This is a genomic window from Companilactobacillus kimchii DSM 13961 = JCM 10707 (assembly GCF_001435445.1).
Taxonomy (GTDB): Bacteria; Bacillota; Bacilli; order Lactobacillales; family Lactobacillaceae; genus Companilactobacillus; species Companilactobacillus kimchii.
Genome location: NZ_AZDH01000009.1, coordinates 155,985 through 162,552, shown reverse-complemented (window position 1 = coordinate 162,552; position 6,568 = coordinate 155,985). Strand labels below are relative to the sequence as shown.

The 6,568-nt window shown below is 34.1% G+C and carries 6 protein-coding genes; all 6 read right to left on the bottom strand.

What is annotated here, in order from left to right; translation table 11 throughout:
- Positions 1–68: 68 nt before the first annotated feature.
- On the bottom strand, positions 69–854 hold the full coding sequence (locus tag FC97_RS05075; RefSeq protein WP_054642899.1) for a hypothetical protein: 786 nt from the start codon (positions 852–854) through the stop codon (positions 69–71).
- Between the two features lie 39 nt (positions 855–893).
- Positions 894–2,021 (bottom strand): AI-2E family transporter, encoded by a 1,128-nt coding sequence (locus tag FC97_RS05070; protein WP_054642898.1) that lies wholly within the window; start codon positions 2,019–2,021, stop codon positions 894–896.
- Positions 2,022–2,099: 78 nt separating this feature from the next.
- Positions 2,100–2,963, bottom strand: a complete 864-nt coding sequence (locus FC97_RS05065; protein WP_056967896.1) for a helix-turn-helix domain-containing protein — start codon at positions 2,961–2,963, stop codon at positions 2,100–2,102.
- A gap of 220 nt (positions 2,964–3,183) precedes the next feature.
- The gene (locus FC97_RS05060; protein WP_056967894.1) at positions 3,184–4,089 is read right to left on the bottom strand and encodes a glycine betaine ABC transporter substrate-binding protein; all 906 of its coding nucleotides are present in this window, start codon (positions 4,087–4,089) and stop codon (positions 3,184–3,186) included.
- 10 nt (positions 4,090–4,099) lie between these two features.
- Positions 4,100–4,963 carry an ABC transporter permease gene (locus tag FC97_RS05055; RefSeq protein ID WP_054642896.1) on the bottom strand — a complete coding sequence of 288 codons (864 nt, stop codon included), beginning with the start codon at positions 4,961–4,963 and terminating at the stop codon, positions 4,100–4,102.
- On the bottom strand, positions 4,956–6,167 hold the full coding sequence (locus FC97_RS05050) for a quaternary amine ABC transporter ATP-binding protein (RefSeq protein WP_054642895.1): 1,212 nt from the start codon (positions 6,165–6,167) through the stop codon (positions 4,956–4,958). Before FC97_RS05050 ends, FC97_RS05055 begins: the two co-directional genes overlap by 8 nt.
- Between the last annotated feature and the right edge of the window lie 401 nt (positions 6,168–6,568).

The window sequence follows — 6,568 nt, the reverse complement described above, 5'->3', positions numbered from 1 at the left end:
AAAAGTGCTCCTAAAATTGTTAGATTATGTCTAACAATTTTAGGGCACTTCAAATCGGAAGTCTCTTTTTATATAAATCCCAATATCTTAATAACAACCATAGACAAAACAATACTAACAATAGCATGAAACATAAACAGAATTGAAAATGCTACAAAGTAAATTGCCCCAGTCATAACGACAGTCCTCAAGTTAAACAAATATAATACTGACCCTAAAACTAGTAGAACTACAATCCATGGCAAAATGCCTTTATTGACGGTAATAAAATCATTCTTACTCAAATCATACCCGGTACTGGCTATCATAATAGTCAATAGCACGTACACAAGAATCATCCACCATGAAGCATTAGCAAAGCTTGATTTCATATTATCCAAAACTGAATCAAAAATTACGCTAATGGAAACACTCTTGTTAACATTCAAACTCTGAATCAATGTACTAAAACTAAACTGAGCCTTTAACAAGAACTTCTGTAACAAGTACAATGCCAACGAACACATGTAATACGGTGCCAAGCCGATAAAGAAGTTTCCCAGCATCTGATAAACATTACGATCATTCCACTTATGATCTACAGATCCCAATGAACCTGATTGACGATAATTCAAGTTTAATAATTGAACGTTGGTTACTTTATGTCCAAACAAATAAGCAAAAATAGCATGTCCTAACTCATGGATAATAACGCCTACTCCACCAACAATCAGTTGACTACTATTTCCCAAATTATTAACCAACGTAATTTTTGACAGATGCCCTAACCACGAGGTTATTAGCGACGTTAAATACGGAACTAAAGTAAAGATAGCTACGAAAATTAACACGAAATCAAAATAATTATTCCACAAAACTCATCTCTCCTTAGTGCAATTTTGTAAATTATATAACTATTTTACTTTTTCTATTCCATTTAGCCTGCGATTTGTATCATTCTTAAGCAATTGATAAATAGTTGCGGCTACGGGTACTCCTAATAGCATCCCTACAATGCCACCGAGTCCACCACCAACAGTAATTGAAGCCAAAACCCAAATTCCCGGTAATCCAATTGAGGTTCCAACAACTCGTGGATAGATAACGTTACTTTCAAATTGTTGTAGAACTAATAGAAAAATAATGAAGAAAACAGCTTCAATTGGTGATCTAACAGCAATCAATAGGAATCCAACAATTCCACCTAACCATGCTCCCAGAATAGGAATTAAGGCTGTAATACTAACGAATGCACCGACTGATAAAGCATAAGGAAATCTAAATATTAACATTCCTATCGAACATAAACTTCCCAAAATAATTGCTTCTGTAACTTGTCCAGCAATAAAATGACTGAACATATCATCCGCAATATCAACTACATATTTAACTTTTTTGATATGTTCATTCTTCATATAAGCATGAGCCAACTTTTTAACCTGACAACTTAATTTTTCCTTAGTAGCAAGAATATAAATGGCAAAAGTTAATGCCAAAATGAAATTGACAAAGCCTTTAGTAATACCAGTCAATACCTTAAAGGTTGAACCAAAGACACCACCCATTCCACTAGTCAAATACTTCATAACTTTGCTTTGTACGGATGACCAATCAATGTTCATTGACTCCAGTTGATCAGAGATAACTGAATTATGATTTATTTTTTCTAACAGAGCCGATAAGCCTTCAAAGAATGAAGGAATATTTTTGAAGAAATCAGCTAGAGCATTGAAAAATTGAGGCAAGACTAATCTAAACACTCCCACCATTACCAAAGTCACAATAACCAAAGTAGTCAAAATAACTAGTGCCCGACGACTTTTTTGTAAGATTTTGATCTTAGTATTGGGGAAAAAATATTTTTCCAATTTAACACATAAGATATTTAAGACATATGCCAATACAGCTCCCAGAATCAGCGGCATCGCAACTCCCAAAATATTTAAAAAGATATTATAAATCTCTACTGGATATATCAGGATGAACAACACTAACACTATGATTATTCCATATTGAATCAATTTTTTTCGACTTAGATTCATAGACTACCCCCTAATTTACTTGTCTAATCAATATATCATAAAAGAGGATGCCATAAATACCATGACATCCTCTTTCTTTTAAAGATTATTTGCTTTAACCCATCGCTTGATAACTTCAATCTCTTTTTTGTTACCATTAAACTCTGAAAAGACCAGTGCTTTATCAATGTAACTCTGTACTTTTTCATTATTACCATTAACCCGATTCTCATTCATCGCCAATTGTGCGTAAATTCTAGCAATGTAATATGTAACATGATTCTCAGCACAAACTTTAACGCCATAATTCAATAATGCGTTGGCTGTTTCCAAATCCTGCTTTTCCGAATAGTAAATCGCACAATAGAAAATAATATTAATATAACGCCATATTTTACTTACATCATCAATCGACATTGTATAAATATTATTGAACACCTTGCTGAAGTAGTATTCACTCTTCGAATCGTCACCTTGCTTGGCATAAACCATTCCCATACCTACAAATGATAGGAAGGTAAAAATCGTTTCACCACGAGTATCTAATTCCGATAAAATACGATTGAAATCAAAGACCGCATCAAACAAATCTCCGTCATCCAAAACATTCAAATAACCTCTCAAATAGTAATATTGCATCAAGAGGTTCTTATCATTATTCAAAACGTCCGGATCAATCTTGTTAATAATTGACCAGGCATCATCATATTCTTGAATAATCAAATTGAATTCTGCTTGGCTCATTTCTTTAGCAACTTTTTTACTGCTGCTATCATTTACGCCAATAATACTATCTAAGGATAGACCGAGACGATTACATAATTTAATTAAAATTTTCAATGACGGAATTTTACCATTATTCTCAAACTTGCTTAATGTAGCTTGAGTACAGATACCATTGCTCAATTCCTTTTGTGAGAGTCCTAATTCTTTTCTTTTATCAATAAACGCCTGTATATCCACACCATCGCCCCTGTATAATAAATTTATATATAATTAATATAATTATATACCCATAATTAAAACGTGTCATTGGTATAAAGTTGTCATATTGTCTAGTCCATTGTCAAAAATATTATTTTATATAATTAACACTATGGTGAATAAGTAATTTTATTCCATTAATATATTTAAAAGCTATTTAAAGCAAAAAAAATTGGAATTTCTTCCAATTTTCAGTGAATTATTTATTTTTTAGATCATTAATGGAATTGATATTAGTCATATATTTTGGAACGGCTAAACCAACTTTGGCACCTTCTAGGTTAGCACCGAGATCTTCAAACTTACCTTTGTAATCAGAATAGAACTTAGCTGATGTCTTAGGTAACCAAGCACTGACGGTTGCATCAGCAGCCTTTGTAGAAATAGAAGCCCAAACGGGTTGCATCTCCATAGCCTGAATAGTTACTTTATAACCTTGATCTCTCAATACTTGTGCAATCACATTAGTTGAGGCAATTTCTGAATCCCAAGCAACATATGTAATCTTCAAGGATTGACCATGAACCTTCTTAACGCCCTTAGTCCATTGTTGAACTAATTTAGGGTTGTTCTTAATCCATTGTTTGGCAGCCTTATCAGGATCCATACCACCGTTAACTTTCAACATAACATCTGACATCTGTGAAGGTGTCCAATGGAAACGGTCCAGAATAGTGTATGCTTCAGGCTTATCTTTCTTCAAGCCCTTACGAACAACAGTACTGATATGTTCTGCTTTACCATAAACGTTCTTAGGATCTTTCAAGAACTTTAATTTATATTTTTTGAACATCCAATGTGGTTGCCATCCGGTAATCACAATTGGTTGTTTATTTTTATATGCCTTATCCAAAGTACTTGTCATGGCTGAAGTTGAACTAGGTTGTAATTGCCAATTGTTCTTCTCTAGACCATAATCTTTCAAAGCTGTTTGAGTAGAGGCCATTACACCAGCACCGGCATCAATACCTGTGATCGTGTAATTAATTTGTGGGCCCAACTTTTCCTTACTTTTGTACGGAGCTGTTTGGGAACTACATGCGGAAATAATTGGGATGATTAATATTGCTAACAAGAAAAGTTTAATAAACTTTTGTTTCTTCAAAAAATCCCTCCTAGTTCTTTCTGCGTGTTCTTGTTAATGATTGAGTCAATCTGTCTAAGATAATAGCTAAAATAACAATAGCTAGACCAGCTGAGAAACCATTACCGGCATCGTTTCTACCAACGGCAAAGTATACTTTAGTACCAAGTCCCATTGCACCAATCATAGAAGCAATAACAACCATTGATAGTGAAAGCATCATACTTTGGTTAACACCAGCCATTAAACTAGTTTTAGCAATTGGTAATTCAACCTTAAATAGTTTTTGCCATTCAGTTGAACCGAATGAATCAGCGGCTTCGATCAATTCATCAGGAACTTCACGAATACCCATATTTGTCATACGTACTGTTGGTGGCATAGCGAAAATAACTGAAGCCACAATACCAGGAACCATACCAATACCGAATAAGGCAACAGCTGGAATCAAGTAAACAAAGGCAGGCATTGTCTGCATGAAATCAAGAATTGGTTTCAAAATAATCTCAGCAGTGTGACTCTTTGCCATCAGAATTCCCAATGGAATACCGATAACTAAGGCAATCAAACTTGAAGTTAATACTAAGGTCAAAGTTTGTGTCATATCACGCCAGTAATTTAAGTTCCAAATCAATAAGAGACCTAAGAATTCAAAAATCAATAGACCCCAATTTTGCTGATCTCGATTAACGTAATATGTTAAGGCAATAACTAAAACAATAAAGAGCCAAATAGGAATAATATCAAATACCCATTGAAAGGCATTATTGATTGATCCAATAAAATTAGTGATGGCATTGAAAAATCCAGTAAATTGCACTAACCAATCAACGAAACCATCAATCCAATGTGCCAATGGAACTTCTGGAATACTACCTAATAAAAGACTATTCAAAATCACTCACCTCATTTCCGGCCAAGGCACCTAGAACAGCACCACGAACGATGATTCCCTTTAATTGCTTCCTATCGTTGATAACAGCAAATGGAATTCCTGTTTGGGAAATATCATCCATTAAATCAGAAATTGGTGTATCTTCTTCAGTTGTTGGAACTTTAGTTTGAATAATAGGTGTAATATCCCCTTTCTTCTCACGGACTAGTTTAATAACATCATTGGCATCAACTACTCCAAGTAACTTACGTTCAGCATTGACAATATAAGCAGTTGAAACTTCGTTAGCCTTCATCATCTTCAAGGTCAAACGAGGACCAGCTTTTTCAATATTAACTGTCATTGGACGAATCATTACGTTACCAGCAGTTAAGACCTTACTTCTATCAACATTTTCAATAAATTCTTCAACATATTCATCAGCAGGATGTGTCAAGATATCTTCCGGTGTACCAGTCTGAATAACTCGAGCATCCTTCATGATCATAATACGATCACCTATCTTCAAGGCTTCGTTCAAATCATGACTGATAAAAATAATTGTCTTATGCAATCGCTCTTGGATATCCAAAAGTTGGTCTTGCATATCAGTTCTGTTCAATGGATCAAGAGCCGAGAAAGCCTCATCCATTAGTAAGATTTCTGGATCATTTGCAAGAGCACGAGCTAATCCAACACGTTGTTGCATACCACCTGATAATTGATCAGGATACTCATCGTTGTAACCGGTGATACCAACAGTTTCCAAAGCTTCCTTAGCTTTCTTTTCACGTGTATCTTTATCTACACCTTGAATTTCCAAGCCATATTCAGCATTTTCCAAAATAGTTCGATTAGGTAATAATCCAAAACTTTGGAAAACCATGCTCATTTTCTTACGACGGACTTCACGAAGTTCTTTCTTATCCATCTTCATTAAGTTTTCGCCATCAATCAATATTTCCCCATCAGTAGGGTCGATAAGACGATTGATCATTCTTACCAATGTTGACTTACCACTACCAGACAGACCCATAATAACGAAAATTTCGCCATCATAAATTTTAAAGTTTGCTCGGTCTACACCAAGTGTGGCACCTGTTTCCTTGAGAATTTCCGATTTATCTTTTCCCTGTCTGCTTAACTCTTTAGCCTTATTAATATGCTTACCAAAGATCTTAGTTAAGTTTTTGACTTCTACTTTTGTACTCTTATTAGTACTCATTAAATCCCCCATTCTTGGAATTGAAATAAACATACTTTCCTATGCTCATTAATTAGAAATAAAAAAGCTATTATTTAAAAGTATAAATAACAGCGACCTTTATAACCCTAACAAATATTTCAAGCTTGTGCAAGTATTTGAACTCTTTGTAAGCAGTTTAAACATGTAAAAAGTCCCGAATTCCGGCATTTTTAAGCACCGTTCAATCTCACTTATAGTATAGACTTAAGAGCTTTCACAAAGTCCACAAGATAGTTTATGAAAAAATAATCTAAAGCTTTCAAAAAATTATGATATTTTTTTCATTTAATAATACGAAGTAAGCAATCTTTTTCTTTGATTTTTCACAACTATTGTCAATTTTGAATTCTGTCTGCCACTCAATAAAATAACATCCATTA